Below are 14,217 nucleotides of genomic sequence, written 5' to 3' on the forward strand. Positions count from 1 at the left end.
GCGGGATCGTCGATCCCTGGCCCCATGGCCCATCCGGTCCCGCCGCCGCCCCTGTCCGACGCGCCGCTGGCGCCGGGCCTCTACGTCGTGGCGACGCCGATCGGCAACCTGCGCGACATCACCCTGCGGGCGCTGGACGTGCTGAAGGGCGCGGACCTGATCCTGGCCGAGGACACCCGGGTGAGCGGCAAACTGCTCGCCGCCTACGGCGTCTCCGGCAAGCTGGAGCGCTACGACGAACACGCCGCCGAGCGTGTCCGGCCCAAGGTGATGGCGGCGCTGGCCGAGGGCGGCCGCGTCGCGCTGGTCTCGGACGCCGGCACGCCGCTGGTCTCCGACCCCGGCTACCGGCTGGTGCGCGAGGCGGTCGAGGCTGGCGCGCGGGTCTATCCGATCCCGGGCGCCTCGGCGCTGCTGGCGGGCCTGTCGGTGGCGGGCCTGCCCACCGACCGGGTGCTGTTCGCCGGCTTTCCGCCGCCGAAGTCGGCCGCGCGGCGCAGCTTCTTCGAGGAGGTGGCCGGGGTGCGGGCGACGCTGGTCTTCTTCGAAGGCGGCTCGCGGCTGGCGGCGAGCCTGGCCGACATGGCCCAGGTGTTCGGCCCCCGCGAGGCGGTCGTCGCGCGCGAGCTCACCAAGCTCTACGAGACGGTGATCCGCGGCCCGTTGCCGAACCTGGCCGCCGACCCCGCCCTGCAGGCGCCGAAGGGCGAGATCGTGGTGCTGGTGGGGCCGGGCCGCGAGGCCGCCGCCACCGCCGACGAAGCCGACCGGGCGCTGGCCGAGGCCCTGACCCGGCTGAAGCCGGGGGACGCGGCCGCCGAAGTCGCCAAGGCGCTGGGCCTGAACCGCCGCGACCTCTACCGCCGCGCCATGGCCCTGAAGGAGGCGGAGCGATGAGCCAGGCGCGCAGCGCCCGCGGCGCGGCCGCGCGCCGCTCCGGACGCCGCGGCGAGGTGCTGGCGGCGTTCTGGCTGATGCTGAAGGGCTACCGCATCCTGGGCTTTCGCCTGCGCACGCCGCAGGGCGAGATCGACCTTCTCGCCTACCGCCGGGGCGTGCTGGCGGTGGTCGAGGTGAAGCGTCGCACAGGGCTGATCGAGGCGCTGGAGGCGGTCGCGCCCGATCAGCGCGAGCGGCTCCGCCGCGCCGGCGCGGCGATCGCGGCCAGACGGCCTACCCTGGCGGGTGCGTCGGTTCGCCTCGATCTTCTCGCGCTCGCTCCGGGTAAGCTCCCCAGGCATCATCCCGACGCCTGGAACGGCACGTGATACACACCACGATCAGAATGACGCGCGACGACGCCGAGACCATCCTGACAGAGGCGGGCGAGGCCTCCGACGGGGACTTCCCCCTGCTGGAGGCGGCGATCGCCTGCGCCGTGCACGAGGAACCCGAGCGCGACCCGCAGTCGGCGCGCGACCTGGCCCAGGCCGGCGTCGAGCGCCTGACCCAGCGGCTGTCCAGCGAGAGCCCGGAAGAGGCGCTGGCCGAGACCCTGTCCGGCGACCTGCGCCTGTCCGGCGACCTGTTCACCTACGAAGACCCGGACAACGCCGACGTCGTCGCCGTCGCCGCCCGCCGCAAGGGGCTGCCGGTGGCGCTGGGCATCTACTACCTGCACGTGGCGCGCCGCTGCGGCCTCGTCGTCCAGGGCGTCGACTTCCCCGGCCACTTCCTGCTGCGGATCGAGACCGACGAAGGCCCGCTGGCGCTCGACCCGTTCAGCGAGGGCCGGGTGGTGCTGCCGTCCGAGCTCACCCGCCGGGCGCTGCACGCAGGCCTGACTCCCAACGTCGCCGACCGGCTCGACCGGCTGATGGCGCCGGTGCCCGACCGGGCCGTGCTGATTCGGCTGCAGAACAACATCTTCGCCCGCGCGGCGGCGGTGAAGGACTTCGCCCGCGCCGAGCGCGCCGCCCTGCGCCGGGCCCTGCTGGATCCCAAGGACCACCGGCCCTGGCTGGACGTCGCCGCCGCCCGCGAAGGGCAGGGGGCGCTGGCCGGCGCGCTCGAGGCGCTCGCCAAGGCGACCACCCTCGACGGCGGCGCGGCGCTGGCCGCCCGCGCCCAGCGCGAACGGGTTCGGCTCCGGCTGAACTAGCGCCGGGGGCTTCGCGGGCCTATCTCCTCACCTTCGCTGTGAGGAGAGCCCCATGAGCCTGAAGGTCGCCGTCCAGATGGACCCCCTGGAAGGGATCAACATCGAGGGCGATACGACCTTCCTGATGATGCTCTCGGCCCAGGACCGGGGGCACAGCCTGTTCGTCTACACGCCCGACAAGCTGTCCCTCGAGGACGGCCGGGTGACCGCCCGCGGCCGGACGGTGACCGTCCAGCCGGTGAAGGGCGCGCACGCCACGTTCGGCGCCGAACAGCGGGTGGACCTCTCGGACTACGACGTCGTCCTGCTGCGCCAGGATCCGCCGTTCGACATGGCCTACATCACCACCACCCACTTCCTGGAGCGGATCCATCCGAAGACCCTGGTGGTGAACAACCCGGCCGAGGTGCGCAACGCGCCCGAGAAGCTGTTCGTGACCGGCTTTCCCGGCGTCCAGCCGCCGACCCTGATCACCTCCGACGTGGCGGCGATCTACGACTTCCGCGAACGCCACAAGGACATCGTGCTCAAGCCCCTCTACGGCGGCGGCGGCTCCGGCGTGGCGCGGCTGATGGCCGACGATCCCAATCTCGACGCCATGCTCGACCTGCACGCGATGATCGGCCGCGAGCCGCTGATCGCCCAGAAGTTCCTCCCCGCCGTCTCCAAGGGCGACAAGCGGATCCTGCTGGTGGACGGCGAGCCGGTGGGGGCGATCAACCGGGTGCCCAACGCCGGGCAGGTGCGCTCGAACCTGCGGGTGGGCGGAACGGCCCAGCCGGTCGAGCTGACGGCGCGCGACCTGGAGCTGTGCGGGATCATCGGGCCGGAGCTGAAGCGCCGGGGCCTGCTGTTCGTGGGCATCGACGTCATCGGCGACTTCCTCACCGAGATCAACGTCACCTCGCCGACCGGCGCCCAGCAGCTGAAGCGGTTCACCGGCGTCGACGCCACCGACCTCATGTGGCAGCGGATTGAGGCGCTTCGGGCGGAAGGCTGAGTCCCGCACGCCGGTTGCACGTCTAAGTTACAGAACCGTCTCGCTTTCCCGGTAAGTTCGATATTTGTTCTTGATCTGAGCCGTCCTGCGTGCTCAGGATGTGGATAACTAAGGACTTTTTCGGCGTGGGAGGGGAGATGGCGGCGCGGGTCGTCACCGTCGCGTTCGAGGGCGTCGAGGCCCGCCGCGTCGACGTCGAGGTCCAGTTCACCCGCGGCGAACACGCCTTCGTCCTCGTCGGCCTGGGCGGCAAGGCCGTCGCCGAGAGCCGCGAGCGGGTGCGGGCCGCCTTCATGGGGCTCGGCCTGTCGCTGCCGGGCAAGCGGATCATCGCCAACCTCGCCCCCGCCGACCTGCCCAAGGAAGGCAGCCACTACGACCTGCCGATCGCCCTGGCCGTGATGGCCGGCATGGGGGTCCTGCCGCCGGACGTCCTGAACGAGTGGGCCGCCATGGGCGAGCTGTCCCTCGACGGGCGGATCGTCGGCGTCGCCGGCGCGCTGCCGGCGGCGATCGCGGCCGGCGGCATGGGGCTGGGCCTGATCTGCCCGGAGGCCTGCGGCCCGGAAGCGGCCTGGGCCGGCGAGACCAAGATCCTCGCCGCCCCGTCGCTCATCGCCATCGTCAACCACTTCCGCGGCGGGCAGATCCTGGCCGCGCCGGAACCCGGCCGGATGCGCGACGGCGAGCGGGTCCCGGACCTGCGCGAGGTGAAGGGCCAGGAGAACGCCAAGCGGGCGCTGGAGATCGCCGCGGCCGGCGGCCACAACATCTCCTTCGTCGGCCCGCCCGGCTCGGGCAAGTCGATGATGGCCCAGCGGCTGCCGGGCCTGCTTCCGCCGCTCTCCCCGGAGGAGCTGCTGCAGACCTCCATGGTCCACTCGGTGGCCGGCCTGATCGCCAAGGGCGAGCTGACGAGGGCCCGGCCGTTCCGCGCGCCCCACCACTCGGCCAGCATGGCCGCGCTCACCGGCGGCGGCCTGCGCGCCAAGCCGGGCGAGGTCTCGCTGGCGCACAACGGCGTGCTGTTCCTCGACGAGCTGCCGGAGTTCTCGGCCCAGGCGCTGGATTCGCTGCGCCAGCCGCTGGAGACCGGCGAGGTGATGGTCGCCCGGGCCAACGCCCACGTGCGCTATCCGGCCAGGTTCCAGCTTGTGGCGGCGATGAACCCCTGCCGCTGCGGCCTGGGCGGGGCCGGCAAGGGCGCCTGCGGACGTGCGCCGCGCTGCCAGGGCGACTACCAGCGCCGGGTCTCGGGCCCGCTGATGGACCGCATCGACCTGCAGATCGAGGTGCCGCCGGTCACCGCGGCGGACCTGGCCCTGCCGCCGCCGGCCGAGGGCACCGCCGAGGCCGCGGCGCGGGTCGCCGCCGCCCGGGCGCTGTCGGGCGAGCGCGCGGCCGGCGCCGGGAGCGGCGCGCCGCCCCTCAACGCTCAGGCCGACGGCGACTGGCTGGAGGCCATCTGCGCCCTCGACGCGCCCGCCCGGTCGCTGCTCTCGAGAGCCGCCGAGGCCGGCGGCCTCACCGCCCGCGGCTGGACCCGCACCCTGCGTCTGGCCCGCACCATCGCCGACCTGGAGGGCGCCGGCGCGGTGCGGCGCGTCCACGTCGCCGAGGCGCTGATCTACCGGCGGGTCGGCGCGCCGGCGGCGGCGGCCGCGCTGGGCTGACGCGCCCCGGTGACCTGGCGCCCTGCGGACCGCTAGGACGGGGCCTGCCTGCGACCGGCCCCGCGCCAGGTCTCCCAGGCGCCGAAGCCGAGGGGCAACAGCACCATGTAGCTCCAGATGATCATGCCGGTGACGTAGCTGCGCGCCCGGACCGTGGGATCGACGACGATCGCCACGTGAGTGATCACGATCAGCAACTCGAACGCCGCGCACCAGAGGACCCACCACCGCGTCGTCCTGAGCGCCAGCGTGACGAGCACCGTCAGCAGCGCCATGTCGGCGACCAGCACCAGGTACTCCGGCTCGACCCAGTCGCTGCTGACGGCGAGCTTGCTGGCGAGAGTGTTGGCCAGCAGGGCCGCAGCGACGATCCGTTCATCTCGGCCGCCCCGCCAGAGGGCGAGGAAGCAGATCGTGAACTGGACGATGTTGCCGATCGTGGAGACGAGCATCCGAGGGTTGCAAGCCGAGTGGTCGAGCCGCTCGACTTGCGCAGCCCTCGGGCCGGAATTCAAGTCGGCTGTCGCGCCGGCTAGGCGGCGTCGACCTGCCGGAGGTTGGGGCGGATGAGCGCCCCCGACGGCGGCTTCGTGGCGCCCGCGTCATTCATCGTCACGGCGCCCAGACCGATCTGGGTCTTGGCTTCGTCGAGCTGCTTGTGGGCCTCGCAGATCGCCCGGCGGGCTTCGGCGAGGGCGGCGATCGAGCGGCTGGTCCATTCCACCGCATCCTGGCCCACCAGGGCCGAGAGGCCGGCTTCCTTGCGGCGCAGCGGCATGACCCCGGCCAGGGCCGCGCACTTGGCGAGCGCGGCGTCGATGGCGTCCTCGGCCTCGAACAGGCTGGTGGCGACTTGTTCGGCGAACTGCCGGCGTTGCTTGAGCATGAGTCGGCTCCTTCGCGCCGCCCGTCCGCGGCGCGCTCAGATGGTTTTCGTGTATCGGGGTTATTTCGAGGTGGGCCGAAAGGGTTTCGGCTTGGTTTAGACCAGGGTCTTGAGGGCCTGGAGGCCGGCGAGGATGGCCCCGAAGGCCAGCGCCGAGGCGACCGCCATGCCCAGGATGATCCCCAGGCGCGCGGTGACTCCTAGGCCATGGAGTCCTCCAGCTCCTCGCCCGGCCGGAAGTTCTCGTCCAGCAGCACCCAGGTCAGGCAGAGGATCTCGCGCAACACCATTTCCGGCGGTTTGAAGCGCGACATCTTGCGGGTGGCCGAGACGAGATGCTCCGCCAGCTCCGCCTGAGCGGGTGTAGCCGCCAGATCGAAGAGCTGCCGCTCGAGCTGCTGCCACGAGAAGGTCGGCATCGGCTCCTCCTCCAGGCGCCGCGGCTCCTGGGTGGGCCAGCGGCTCTGGAAGGACTCGATCTCCGCCCTCAGCTGGATGGCTTGGTGGATGGCCGTACGGTCGCCGCAGGTCTTCTCGAAGGTGTCCATGGATCGCTCCTCCCGAACTGGGGCGATCCGGCCACGGGTCGGCGGGGCTGTCTGTCCTGATCGCATCCTGTCCTGATCCGGTCAGGACAGGCGCGGCCTGGTCGTGCCGCGCCAGCAGCCGTGCGGCCTGGTAGCGGTCGCCGACCCCGAGCTTGCGGCGCGCGCGGTCGCAGTAGGTGTCGACCGATGTCTTCGACATCCCCAGCTGGCGGGCGATCTGCTTGGAGGAGAGATGCTGATCGACGAGGCGCAGGCATTCGCGCTCTCGCGGCGTCAAGAGCTCGATCTTCGGGTCTTGCGTTACGTCAGCCTCGCGCATAGCGAGAACAATAAGGACTCACACGCACTTTCGTCTACTTACTCTATCGCACGTGCATGCAGTTGTCCCGGGGGGGTGGGATGGAAGACCGAGATTCAGATCGGCCAGATGTCGTGGATGTGGCGATCGGCGCCCGAATTCGGTCACGGAGAATCTACCTCAAGATGAGTCAGACCGAGCTCGCCACGCGGATCGGCGTCTCCTTCCAACAGGTCCAGAAGTACGAGCGCGGCGCCAACCGGGTCTCCGGCTCCAAGCTGGTGGCGATCGCCGCGGCGCTGGAGACCAGCGTCGGCTGGTTGGTCGGCGAGGACGAGACCAGCGCGGGCGACGACGAGGTCTTCGCGGCCCTGGCCGTGCCGGGCGCGCTGGAAGTGGCCCGCGCCTTCGCCGCGATCCGCAACCCGCGCAGCCGGGCCGCCCTGCTCGCCCTGGCCCAGGACATGGCCCGCAGCGAGGCCTGAGGGCACACGACCCGTTAAGCCGGTCCGGGCTACAGCGGGGCCGATGACGTCGACACCCAAGCGCCGGCCGCGGCCGAACGCCGTGAGCGCCGAGGAGCTGGCCTCGCTGAGCCACGAGTTCCGCACGCCCCTGAACGGCGTGCTGGGCATGGCGCGCCTCCTGGAGGGCACCCGGCTGACGGCCGAACAGCGCGCCTACGTGGGCGCGTTGCGCGAGAGCGGCGAGCACCTGCTGTCGCTGGTCAACGACGTCCTGGACTTCGCCCGCCTCGGAGCCGGCAAGGTCGAACTGCGCCCGGCTGCGATGGACGTCGAAGCCCTGCTGCGCTCGGTCTGCGAACTGCTCAGCCCCAGGGCCCAGGAGAAGGGGCTGGAGATCGCCTGGGCCGCCCCGGCCGGGATCGGCCAGATCCTCGCCGACGAGGGCCGGCTGCGGCAGATCCTGCTCAACTTCGCCGGCAACGCCGTCAAGTTCACGGAGACCGGCGGCGCCCTGCTGAGCGTCGAGGCCAGGCCGGGCGGGCGGCTGCGGTTCCTGGTCGAGGACACCGGCCCCGGCGTCGCGCCCAAGGCCCGCGCGCGCATCTTCGAGGCCTTCGCCCAGGCCGATCCGGCCCACGGCGCCCAGCTCGGCGGCGCGGGCCTTGGCCTGGCCATCGCCCGCAGCCTGGCGGCGGCCATGGACGGCGAGGTGGGCGTCGGAGCCGCCGACGGCGGCGGCGCCGCCTTCTGGTTCGAGGCCGCCTTCGAGCGCATCGCGGCCTCGGAGCCTGAGCCGCCGTTGGCCGGCCGGACGGTCGGCCTGGCCTCGCCCAATCCCATCGTCCGCGAAGCGGCCCGCCGCCAGCTCGAGGCCTGCGGGGCGCGCGCGATCGTCGCCGAGGCCGCCGAGGACCTGCTCGCCAGCACCGGCCCGGACGACGTTCTGTTGCTCGATCATGCCCTTTCCGACGGCGCGCGCACCCTGCGCCGCCCATCCGGGCGCACCGCCCTGGTGCTGCTGGACCTGGCCCAGCGCGACCGGATCGACCGCTACCGCCAGGCCGGATTCGCCGGCTACCTCATCAAGCCGCTCCGCCGCACCTCGCTGGCCGAGCGGGTGCTGGCCGCCGGAGGCGGCGGGCCGGCCGGCAAGGGCCACGACGACGACGAGCGGGACGCCCCCGCCATCGCCCCGGGCGCCCGCGTGCTCCTGGTCGAGGACAACCCCGTCAATGCGCTCCTCGCCCGGGCCCTGCTGACCCGCGAAGGCTGCGCCGTCACCCACGTGCCGAGCGGCCAGGCGGCGCTGGAGGCGGCGGAGCTGGCGCCCTTCGACCTGGTGCTGATGGACATGCGGATGCCCGGTCTCTCAGGCGTCGACGCCGCCCGGGCCCTGCGCAAGGCCGGCGTCTCGACGCCGATCGTGGCGCTGACCGCCAACGCCTTCGAGGACGACCGCCACGCCTGCCTGGCCGCCGGCATGGACGACTTCCTGGTCAAGCCGCTCTCGCCGCCCGCCCTGCGCGCCGCCCTGGCCCGCTGGACCCGGCCCGGCTGGACCGGACGGCCCGAGCGCGCGCGGGCGGGGTAGCGCCCCGCGACTTAGCGCCCGCTGGACGCAGCGCGCGGCGCACGCCAACTTCGGCGGCCTGCGCGGGGGCGAGGAAACCCCGCCGCCGGAGGCCCGATGACCGCCGAAGCCACGCCCGAACAGAAGACCAGCACCCTCGGCGCCCTGGCCGTCTACCTGGAGCGCCGCAGCCTGGTCATGCTGGCGCTGGGGTTCGCCTCGGGCCTGCCGAACCTCTTGATCTTCGACACCCTGTCGCTCTGGCTGCGGGACGCGGGCCTGTCGCTGAAGGTGATCGCCATCTTCAGCCTGGCGACGCTGGCCTACTCGCTGAAGTTCCTCTGGGCCCCGCTGATCGACCGCACCCGCGTGCCGGTGCTGAACAAGTGGCTGGGCCACCGCCGCTCGTGGATGATCGTCACCCAGGGGCTGGTGATGCTCGGCCTGTGGCTGATCTCCGGGACCAACCCGGCCGCCAGCCTGGGACTGATGGCGGCCTTCGCGGTGTTCGTCGGCTTCACCGCCGCGACCCAGGACATCGTCATCGACGCCTGGCGGATCGAGGCCGCCTCCACCGAGAAGCAGGGCGCCATGGCGGCCGCCTACCAGTGGGGCTACCGGATCGCGATGATCACCGCCGGCGCGGCGCCGCTGCTGCTGGCCGACGCCTTCAACTGGAACATCTCCTACGGGGTGATGGCCGCCCTGATGCTGGTCGGCGTCGGCGGCGCCCTGGCCGCGCCCAAGGAGAAGGACCACCTGATCCGTCCGATCCACGCCGAGGGCCTGCCCTCGCGGCCGGCCCGCGAGATCCCCGAATGGCTGGCGCGGCTGGCCCTGTTCGCCCTTGCGGCGCTGGTGCTGGGCTCCGGCCTGGCGGCGGACGCCTCCCTGCTCGCGGCCGGGCTTCGCGCGATAGGGCTGCCGGGGGCGGGCGAGGCCATCCTCTCCGCCTGGGAGATGAAGCCGCAGGGCGTCTTCTTCCAGCTGGCGGCGGTGCTGGTCGGTCTGGTGATCATCGCCCTGGCGGCCTCGCCGTTGCCGGGGGTGCGGACGCGGCCCGGCGTCTACCTGTTCGCCGCGCTCGGCGACCCGCTGCGCGACTTCTTCGCCCGCTACAAGGGCGTCGCCGCGCTGATCCTGGCCATGATCTGCCTCTACCGGCTGCCGGACTTCGTGCTGAACATCATGAACCCGTTCTACGCCGACCTCGGCTACTCCAAGACCGAGATCGCCGAGGTGCGGAAGGTGTTCGGGGTGATCATGTCGGTGCTGGGCGTGGGCCTGGGCGGATTCGCCGTCGCCCGCCTCGGGCTTCTGCGGGCGCTGGTGATCGGCGCCTTCGCGGGGCCCTTGAGCAACCTGGTCTTCGCCTGGCTGGCGCTGCAGGGCTCGAGCCTGCCGGCGCTGTTCATCGCCATCGGCATCGACAACGTGGCCTCGGGCCTCTCCGGCACCTGCCTGATCGCCTACATGTCCAGCCTCACCTCGGCGGGCTTCACCGCCACCCAGTACGCCCTGTTCTCCTCGCTCTACGCCCTGCCGGGCAAGCTGGTCGCCTCGCAGTCGGGCCGGATCGTCGAGGGCGCGGCGGCCAGCGCCGACGGCGGCGGCCTCTTCGCGGGCCTGACCGGCCTCTTCGCCCGAACCCCGCCCGACGCCTACGCCCAGGCGATGGAGAAGTCGGGCGTGACCCCTCACGCCCTGGGCGCGGGCTACCTCGCCTTCTTCGGCTATTCGACGCTGATCGGGATCGTGGGGATCGTGCTGGCCTTCATGGTCGCCGCCCGGCAGGGGAAGGCGAGGACCGAGCCCGCGCCCGTCCCCGCGCCGGCGAGCTGAGCGCGCGCCCGCCTCAGGCCAGGCACATCACCTGCGCGACGCGCAGGTTGCGGCGCAGGGCGTCGGCGGTGCGGCCGTAGTTGTCAGGCGTGATCGGCTCGGGAAGCGGCGCGGCCTCGGGCGGCGCCTCGATGGTGGCGAGCGTGGCGCGGACCGTCTCGGGCGCGGTGGTGTAGATGCGGCCCCGCCGCGGCGCCTCGGCGACGGTCACCCCGATCACCCGCCCCTCGGCGTCCAGCGCCGGCGCGCCGGAGAGGCCGGCGAGCGTGCCGGTCAGGTTGTCCGTGCGCCCGGTCTCGGTCCAGGCCAGCACCGGCTCGGTCCGCGCGCCTCTTCCTCGCACGACCAGCGTCTCGCGGCCGATGAGGCGCGAGGTCGCCTCGCCCGGCTGGCCCTGCGGGAAGCCGGGATGGAAGGCCCGCTCGCCGCGGCGCAGCGGCTGGTCCAGGCCCAGCGGCAGGGCCGGCGCCCCGCCCTCGGTGATCAGGATCGCCGCCTCGCTGCGCGGATCGACATGCACCTTGGCCGCCACGCCCCGGCCCTCGCCGACCACGATGGCGGTGGTGGCGCAACCGTCCACCACGTGGCGGGCGGTCAGCCAGACGCCGTCGTCGGAGATCGAGAAGGCGGTGCCGACGCCCGGCTGGGCCTGGGCGGGCACCTCGACGAGCACCGAGGGGTCGAACGGCGTCGCAGGTCCCAGCGGCGCGCCCTCCTCCTCCGGGAAGGGCGGCGGCGCCTCGGGCGCGTCGGTCCGCTCCTGCCGACCGACGGCGGCGATCAGCAGCGCGCCCACCGCGGCGGAGTAGACCAGCCAGTCGGGGAGCTTGGGGAACTTCATCTCAGGTCAGCCGGAGACGGCGGCGGCCAGGATCAGGGCCGTGGCGAGCTTGGCGCCCACCAGCATGGCGGCGGCCGACATCTCGCCCTCGCCGATCCGCTGGGGCAGGCCGTGCAGGATGAAGTCGATCAGCCGGAACACCAGCAGCTGCACGACGACGGTCGAGACGCCCCAGATGCCGATCTCCACCAGCGAGGTCGAAGCCTGCAGCGAGACCGCCAGCGGCATGGCCAGCCCCAGCAGCACGCCGCCGAGAGAGACGGCCGCGGCCGCGTTGCCCTCGCGGATCAGGGCGATCTCCCGGTGCGGCGTGAGCAGGACGTAGAGGGTCGCTCCCAGGAACAGCAGGGCCAGGGTCACGCCTGCGTGCAGCAGGGTGAGCGGGAATCCTTGCGCGAAGGCCTGGATCTCGGGCGAGCTGGGCATATAGCGGAGTTACCCGCGAAGGCGCGCCGCCGCTAGGGGGCGCAGCGACGCGGGGGCTACTCCGCCGCCGCCCGTTGCGCGGCCCTGCGGGCGCTGGCGCGCAGCTTCTCGCTCTCGCTCTTCAGCTGGCCGCAGGCGGCGAGGATGTCGCGGCCCCTGGGCGTGCGGATCGGCGAGGCGTAGCCGGCGCGGTTCAGGATCGCCGCGAACGCCTCGATGGTCTTCCAGTCCGAGCACTCGTAGGGGCTGCCCGGCCAGGGGTTGAAGGGGATCAGGTTGATCTTGGCCGGGATGCCCTGCATCAGCTTGACCAGCGCTTTGGCCTCGGCGGGGCTGTCGTTGACGCCCTTCAGCATCACGTACTCGAAGGTCACCCGCTTGGCGTTGGACAGGCCCGGGAAGGCCCGGATCTCGGCCATCAGCTCGGCGATCGGGTACTTCCTGTTCAGCGGCACCAGCTTCTCGCGCAGCTCGTCGTTGGTGGCGTGCAGCGAGATGGCCAGCATGGCCTGGGTGCGCTCGCCCAGCGCCTTCAGCTGCGGGACCACGCCGGAGGTGGAGACGGTGATCCGCCGCCGGGAGATGGCGATGCCCTCGTTGTCGGCGATGATGTCGATGGCGTCGGCGACGTTGTCGAGATTGTAGAGCGGCTCGCCCATGCCCATGAAGACGACGTTGGAGAGCCGCCGGTCCTCCTTGGGCGAGGGCCATTCGGAAAGGTCGTCGCGGGCCACCTGCACCTGGGCGACGATCTCGGCCGCCGTCAGGTTGCGCACCAAGGGCTGGGTGCCGGTGTGGCAGAAGGTGCAGTTGAGCGTGCAGCCGACCTGGCTGGAGACGCACAGCGCGCCGGCCCGGCCGACATCGGGGATGTAGACCGTTTCCACCTCGATGCCGGGGGCCATCCGGATCAGCCACTTGCGGGTGCCGTCCTTGGACACCTGCCGTTCCACCACCTCGGGCCGCGCCAGGGTGAAGGCCTCGGCCAGCGCGGCGCGGGTCTCCTTGGCGACGTCGGTCATCGCGGAAAAGTCGGTGACGCCGTAGTGGTGGATCCAGCGCCAGATCTGCGAGGCGCGCATCCGCGCCTTGTCCGGCCGTACGACCCCGGCGTCGACCAGGGCGGCCGCCAGACCCTGGCGGGTCAGCCCCGTCAGGTTCGGCTTGGCCGGCGCCGGCGCGGCGGCGGGCGCGTGGGAAAGGTCGAGGGTGATGGTCACGGATCGTCTCGGCTGCGGCCGGCGAATATAGGGGCCAAGGGCCTTAAGCGCCAATTGCGCGGGGCGGTTTGACGCTCCCAGGGTCAAGCGTGGCAACGTGGCGGCTCGAGCTTCGAAGGAAATCGACATGTTCCGCAGCGTTCCGGCGGCCCTGGCCGCCCTGGCCGTCTTCGCAGCGCCCGCCGGCGCCGCGACGCCCGATCCGAAGCAGGGCGACGGCGGGGTGTCGGACTTCTACCTCTGGAACGAGCCCCTGACGGACCGGCCGGGCGCCATGCTGCGCACCGAGCCCCTGCCGGAGAAGCTGACGCTGGCCAGCGCCGGGCGCGCCCTGCGCATCCTGCACACCACGACGGACGGGCTGGACGGCCAGGGCCGCACCTATGTCTCCGGCGCCCTGTTCCTGCCGAAGGGCGAACCGCCGGCCGGCGGCTGGCCGCTGCTGGCGTGGGCGCACGGCACCGTCGGCGTCGCCGACGTCTGCGCCCCGTCCTGGGCCGGCCGCAGCCAGCGCGACGTCACCTACCTCAACCACTGGCTGGACCAGGGCTATGCGGTGGTGGCCTCCGACTACCAGGGCCTGGGCGTGCCGGGCGGCCATCCCTACCTGGCCACGCGCCCGGCGGCCTACAGCGTCCTCGACAGCATCCGCGCGGTGCAGGGCGAGAAGCTGGGCGTCTCGAAGAAGGTGGTGCTGATCGGCCAGTCGCAGGGCGGCGGGGCGGCCTTCGCCACGGCCGGCTACGCGAAGACCTACGCGCCCGAGCTCGACGTCCGCGGCACGGTGGCGACCGGCACGCCCTACTTCTCGCCCGAGGTGCAGGCCCGCCTGCTGGCCGCCCGGCCGAAGGACGAGTTCGCCCCGACGCTCGGTTACACCCTGCTGATGCTCTACCTGGTCAGGCAGATGGACCCGTCCGTCCGTTTCGAGGACCTGCTCACCGACGCGGGCCTGCGGGTGACGGAGGCGGGCGCCTCGGAGTGCATCAACGCCATCTTCGAGCGGACCGCCGCCGAGAAGCTGACCTTCAACTCCACCTTCCGCAGCGACCCGACCGACTTGCTGACGCGGGCCTACGGCCTGATGGGCTATCCGACGCTGAAGATCGACCATCCGGTCTTCATGGGCACCGGCGGCAAGGACGAGGACGTGCCCCAGCCGATGCAGGAAGCCCTGGTGCGCGACGCCTGCGCCGCCGGCGCCCGGATCGAGTGGCGGCTCTATCCGGAGCTCGACCATTCTGGCGCCGTCAACGGCTCGCGCCAGGACTCCACGCCGTTCGTGCGCCGCGCGTTCGCCGGCGAGGGGATAGAGGGGAACTGCGCCGAGACGCCCCGGCGCTGA

At 72.5% G+C, this 14,217-nt stretch carries 15 protein-coding genes and 1 pseudogene; 9 read left to right on the forward strand and 7 right to left on the reverse strand.

Going from position 1 to position 14,217, the window contains the following annotated elements:
- The first annotated feature begins 24 nt into the window (after positions 1–24).
- The 5 genes from rsmI to ACFSC0_RS08255 all read left to right on the forward strand — a co-directional run bounded on the left by rsmI (position 25) and on the right by ACFSC0_RS08255 (position 4,774).
- Positions 25–897, forward strand: a complete 873-nt coding sequence (gene rsmI / locus ACFSC0_RS08235; RefSeq protein ID WP_377284075.1) for a 16S rRNA (cytidine(1402)-2'-O)-methyltransferase — start codon at positions 25–27, stop codon at positions 895–897.
- Positions 894–1,268: a YraN family protein gene (locus tag ACFSC0_RS08240; protein WP_377284074.1), complete on the forward strand. Its 375-nt coding sequence runs from the start codon at positions 894–896 to the stop codon at positions 1,266–1,268. Before rsmI ends, ACFSC0_RS08240 begins: the two co-directional genes overlap by 4 nt.
- A 17-nt stretch (positions 1,269–1,285) precedes the next feature.
- The gene (locus ACFSC0_RS08245) at positions 1,286–2,101 is read left to right on the forward strand and encodes a SirB1 family protein (RefSeq protein ID WP_377284073.1); all 816 of its coding nucleotides are present in this window, start codon (positions 1,286–1,288) and stop codon (positions 2,099–2,101) included.
- Positions 2,102–2,153: 52 nt separating this feature from the next.
- Positions 2,154–3,101, forward strand: coding sequence for a glutathione synthase (gene gshB, locus ACFSC0_RS08250; protein ID WP_377284072.1), 948 nt, complete (start codon positions 2,154–2,156; stop codon positions 3,099–3,101).
- A 137-nt stretch (positions 3,102–3,238) separates the two neighbouring features.
- Positions 3,239–4,774, forward strand: coding sequence for a YifB family Mg chelatase-like AAA ATPase (locus tag ACFSC0_RS08255; RefSeq protein ID WP_377284071.1), 1,536 nt, complete (start codon positions 3,239–3,241; stop codon positions 4,772–4,774).
- Between the two features lie 32 nt (positions 4,775–4,806).
- Here ACFSC0_RS08255 and ACFSC0_RS08260 read toward each other — a convergent pair whose 3' ends face one another.
- The 4 genes and pseudogenes from ACFSC0_RS08260 to ACFSC0_RS08275 form a co-directional block, all read right to left on the reverse strand.
- Positions 4,807–5,226: a hypothetical protein gene (locus ACFSC0_RS08260; RefSeq protein WP_377284070.1), complete on the reverse strand. Its 420-nt coding sequence runs from the start codon at positions 5,224–5,226 to the stop codon at positions 4,807–4,809.
- Positions 5,227–5,306: 80 nt separating this feature from the next.
- Positions 5,307–5,660, reverse strand: a complete 354-nt coding sequence (locus ACFSC0_RS08265) for a hypothetical protein (RefSeq protein WP_377284069.1) — start codon at positions 5,658–5,660, stop codon at positions 5,307–5,309.
- Between the two features lie 200 nt (positions 5,661–5,860).
- Complete coding sequence (locus ACFSC0_RS08270) at positions 5,861–6,208, reverse strand: hypothetical protein (RefSeq protein ID WP_377284068.1); 348 nt, start codon at positions 6,206–6,208, stop codon at positions 5,861–5,863.
- 127 nt (positions 6,209–6,335) lie between these two features.
- Positions 6,336–6,527, reverse strand: a pseudogene (locus tag ACFSC0_RS08275) (response regulator transcription factor); the annotation flags it as partial.
- Between the two features lie 80 nt (positions 6,528–6,607).
- Between ACFSC0_RS08275 and ACFSC0_RS08280 the strand changes: the two are divergent.
- The 3 genes from ACFSC0_RS08280 (at position 6,608) to ACFSC0_RS08290 (ending at position 10,385) form a co-directional block, all read left to right on the forward strand.
- A complete protein-coding gene (locus ACFSC0_RS08280; RefSeq protein ID WP_377355125.1) occupies positions 6,608–6,991 on the forward strand; it encodes a helix-turn-helix domain-containing protein in 384 nt (127 codons plus the stop codon).
- 43 nt (positions 6,992–7,034) lie between these two features.
- The gene (locus ACFSC0_RS08285; RefSeq protein ID WP_377284066.1) at positions 7,035–8,564 is read left to right on the forward strand and encodes a response regulator; all 1,530 of its coding nucleotides are present in this window, start codon (positions 7,035–7,037) and stop codon (positions 8,562–8,564) included.
- 96 nt (positions 8,565–8,660) lie between these two features.
- A complete protein-coding gene (locus ACFSC0_RS08290; RefSeq protein ID WP_377284065.1) occupies positions 8,661–10,385 on the forward strand; it encodes an AmpG family muropeptide MFS transporter in 1,725 nt (574 codons plus the stop codon).
- Between the two features lie 13 nt (positions 10,386–10,398).
- Here the strand turns inward: ACFSC0_RS08290 and ACFSC0_RS08295 are convergent, their stop codons facing one another.
- Genes ACFSC0_RS08295 through rlmN form a run of 3 tightly spaced genes read right to left on the reverse strand, consistent with a single transcriptional unit; the run spans position 10,399 to position 12,872 of the window.
- On the reverse strand, positions 10,399–11,226 hold the full coding sequence (locus tag ACFSC0_RS08295; protein ID WP_377284064.1) for a S1 family peptidase: 828 nt from the start codon (positions 11,224–11,226) through the stop codon (positions 10,399–10,401).
- A gap of 6 nt (positions 11,227–11,232) precedes the next feature.
- A complete protein-coding gene (locus ACFSC0_RS08300) occupies positions 11,233–11,652 on the reverse strand; it encodes a DUF350 domain-containing protein (RefSeq protein WP_377284063.1) in 420 nt (139 codons plus the stop codon).
- Positions 11,653–11,708: 56 nt separating this feature from the next.
- Positions 11,709–12,872: a dual-specificity RNA methyltransferase RlmN gene (gene rlmN, locus ACFSC0_RS08305; RefSeq protein WP_377284062.1), complete on the reverse strand. Its 1,164-nt coding sequence runs from the start codon at positions 12,870–12,872 to the stop codon at positions 11,709–11,711.
- Between the two features lie 127 nt (positions 12,873–12,999).
- Here rlmN and ACFSC0_RS08310 point away from each other — a divergent pair, with 127 nt between their 5' ends.
- On the forward strand, positions 13,000–14,217 hold the full coding sequence (locus ACFSC0_RS08310) for an alpha/beta hydrolase (RefSeq protein WP_377284061.1): 1,218 nt from the start codon (positions 13,000–13,002) through the stop codon (positions 14,215–14,217).

The organism is Phenylobacterium terrae (genome assembly GCF_042681205.1).
Lineage (GTDB): Bacteria > Pseudomonadota > Alphaproteobacteria > Caulobacterales > Caulobacteraceae > Phenylobacterium > Phenylobacterium terrae.